Source organism: Tunicatimonas sp. (assembly GCF_049647865.1).
Lineage (GTDB): Bacteria > Bacteroidota > Bacteroidia > Cytophagales > Cyclobacteriaceae > Tunicatimonas.
This window is the reverse complement of record NZ_JBARYM010000432.1, coordinates 1-3,270: the sequence shown is the minus strand read 5'-3', so window position 1 is coordinate 3,270 and position 3,270 is coordinate 1. Positions and strand designations below refer to the sequence as shown.

Below are 3,270 nucleotides of genomic sequence, written 5' to 3'. Positions count from 1 at the left end.
GTAGTATCAGTGCGGTTGATAACGGAATTCCAGTAAAATTCGGCTGAATCGTACTGCTCAGTTTTATAAAAGTTAGACCCTAAATTAAATAATGTTCCGTCTACTTTTTGTACGTTACCAATTTGCTGATCTAAGCTAAGCGCACGACGAAAATACTCGTTAGATAGTGGGTAGTTTTCCGAACGGGCGTAGGTAATCGCTAGGCCAGTATAGGCATCCGACTGATGCTTGAAATAGATTTTCTCGCTAGGCTGTAGTCGTATCAAACTATCTAGTTGGCGAATAGCCCGCTGACTCTCCGCTACGGAGGCTAACAAATCGCCCCGACGGCGGTAGATAATCGCCAATCCCGTATGAATTCGAACTCGGGCTGACGCTATTGCGGGAGAGATCTCAGAAGCGGACGGATGAGCGAGAGCCGTTTGCAATACTTCTTGGGCCTCCTGTAATCTACCCATCTCACGTAAAATAACTGCTCGGGTAGCTTTCAAATCTAGCTGCTTCGCAAATTTTTTTGTAGATCCAAGTAGCGAATCTGCCAAGTTGGTATACGCTAAAGCCCGCTCCGGTTCTAAGCGGTAGAGACTGTCAATCTGCTGTTTTAAAAAGTCGATTCGTACCGAGTCACTACTCAGTGTTGCTAGTTGGGAATGGATGTTGGGTAATGATTGCGCCCAGCTTAGTTGTGTCGCGAAGCCTAAGCAAGTAAGTATAATCAGGCATTGATTAAAAAACATAATGATTTATTAGTAGTACATCGCTAAGCTAGACAACTCCCCGCTAACTAGATGCAAAATGAAGTAGACAATAGGTGAACATAGCCAGTAGACAACAGGTGTACATCATCTTATATAATACTGACTATCAAGTGTTTACTGAGAAAAACTGTGATTACAAAGTTTGAAATACAGGTGTACACCCAAAATACGAGATTAGGGCTAAATAGTGGCAGAAAATTAACAGAGGTGATAGACCGATATGGATATTTATTCGCTTAGCTCAATGAATTAAACAGTTTTTTTCTTTCGGTAATTTGAGCGAATAATCTTCCTTAATAGCCTGTATAAGAGCTTTTCTGTGTTTCATGTATACACTTTGTCTACTTCAAATCGGTAGTACGTTCACCTTATGTTCACCCTTAAAATTTATCTGTCATAATCTATCCCCGTACTTTTGTTTCATAGCCTTTCCAGAAAAGGTAATCAGTATTAGCCTAAAATAAATAGAAACAAATTATGAAAACGTTAAACACATTCACTACCGAGCGGCCTTATAAGGGCGAACCGCTACCAGGAACCAAGCGAGTAGAACCAATGATGAAGCAAGCTAGGTTTCGTCGATTATTCGATCGGCACGCGGGCATAGTATTCCATTAATTTAATCAATACTAATTTACGTGTGAGGAAGTAATCTTCACTACGCTTTAACCCTCAACTCTAACAAAATGAAGACAATCTTAGAGCGTCAGCAAGTAACTGGTATCAACGCAAAGCACTTCTGCTTGACCCTCCCTCGGCGACAGGTAACACGTAGTTACACGCAACTCATATAAAGTAAAAAATTAATGATAAAGTACCCGACTTTCGTTGTGCTCCTATTTTGCTATGTACTAGCTAACGCACAGACCGAAGAACTTGCCACTAAGGCGGTTTCAGTTTCTTATTTTGGAGAAACGCTCACCCATCCTGGTTTAGCACTAGGAGTGGAGCATTATCCCTTGCAATCACCGAAGCATCAACTGGTTTGGTCGGTGAGCGTTGGGGGCTATCTTCATCCAAGAAATAATACGTCCTTTTTCGCCCGGCTTCAAGTAGGCCAACGACTTCTACTAGGGGGTAAGTTTATGCTGGAGAACTTTGTGGGAATAGGCTATTTGCGTCAGCGCCCTCAGGGTGGAGCGGTTTATCGAATTTTACCCAACGGAGCTGTTGTAGAAAATAAAAGATCAGGTAGCGGAAAAATTATGCCTTCAGTGGCATTGGGAATAGGTTACAATGGAATTAAGATTCACGGTAAATCTATCAAAGTTTTCGCCCGGCCAGAGATTTTCTGGAAAGCCCCCTTCAATGGATATTACTTAACGCATTTTGCTATGAACACTGGATTTATTGTACCCTTATGAAAACCATTCGCGCTATTTCATGGATTCTGATCCTACTTTCTTTTCTACAACTGGCCTGCCAAGAACAGGAAATGTTTAACGAAGGCGATTTTTTCTACCTGGAAAATAAAGAAGCTATTATGCCAGTGTGGATAAAAGGAAACAAAGATTCTAAAGTTTTTATCATTATGCTGCACGGGGGTCCTGACGGTGGGTCCTCTCAGTACTACACCATTTTTCCATCGCACCAGTTGATAGAGAAATCGTATGCTATTGTATACTGGGATCAGCGGATGTGTGGAATGAGTCAGGGTAACCCTTCCATGGAAGACGCAACAATGGAGCAGTTTACCGAAGATCTAAATCAGTTGGTGCAGTTGATTCATGTGAAGTACGATCAGCCCAGTATTTTTCTGATGGGTCATTCCTGGGGCGGAGCATTGGGAACGAATTATCTAACAAAGCATCAGTCAGATATCAGGGGATGGATAGAAATCGACGGTGGGCATAGTTGGAATACCGCTAACTCATTGTCTCGTGAGATGATGATAGATTTTGCGAAGAAGGAAATAGCCGAGGGCAAGGATCAGTCATTCTGGAATTTCGCCATCCACTGGTATCAGCAAAATCCGATAGTAGGTATTAATGACGATGCGCACTACACCTTTGTTGCGCACGCCAATGGGTATGATTATGATCCGAAAAGCGACTCTCTTTCGGTTCCTTTTACGAAGTTGCTCTTTCATTCGCCAATTTCAACGGCGTATTTCTTTGCACCTTATAATTTCCAATTCTTAGACCAGGGGCTAGATCTGACGGATCAGCTCCATCGGATCACTGTACCTACGCTTCTTTGCTGGGGGCGGCACGATAAAGTATTTCCAGTAGTGCTGGCTGAGCATACTTATCAGTATTTAGGAACTCCAGCCCCGGACAAATTTCTAAGAATCTTCGAGTATTCGGCCCATTCGCCCAATTACGAAGAACCGCAAGCTTTCGCTAACACAGTCATTAATTTTATCCGGCAATATGAGTAATAAGTTTCCTCTCGTCTGAAGGATAACTTGAGTGGCTTGCCACCTTAACTTTTATCATAGTCAAATGAAACCGTACACTACTCACTTACCTAACTGATGTTTCGCTCATCGCAAATTAGGATAAACAATAAA

Annotated in this window: 4 protein-coding genes; 3 read left to right on the top strand and 1 reads right to left on the bottom strand. The window is 42.3% G+C overall.

Going from position 1 to position 3,270, the window contains the following annotated elements; translation table 11 throughout:
• On the bottom strand, window positions 1-737 hold a 737-nt coding region (locus WBA23_RS12935), incomplete at its 3' end, for a tetratricopeptide repeat protein (protein WP_424582695.1).
• Between the two features lie 498 nt (window positions 738-1,235).
• On the opposite strand from WBA23_RS12935, the gene WBA23_RS12930 reads away from it, so the two are divergent.
• From WBA23_RS12930 to WBA23_RS12920, 3 genes are all read left to right on the top strand, one after another.
• A complete protein-coding gene (locus tag WBA23_RS12930; RefSeq protein WP_424582694.1) occupies window positions 1,236-1,376 on the top strand; it encodes a hypothetical protein in 141 nt (46 codons plus the stop codon).
• A gap of 188 nt (window positions 1,377-1,564) precedes the next feature.
• Entirely contained in the window at window positions 1,565-2,122 is a 558-nt protein-coding gene (locus tag WBA23_RS12925) for a hypothetical protein (RefSeq protein ID WP_424582693.1), read from the top strand.
• On the top strand, window positions 2,119-3,138 hold the full coding sequence (locus WBA23_RS12920; protein WP_424582692.1) for an alpha/beta fold hydrolase: 1,020 nt from the start codon (window positions 2,119-2,121) through the stop codon (window positions 3,136-3,138). The genes WBA23_RS12925 and WBA23_RS12920 overlap by 4 nt, the downstream gene beginning before the upstream one ends.
• Window positions 3,139-3,270 lie beyond the last annotated feature (132 nt).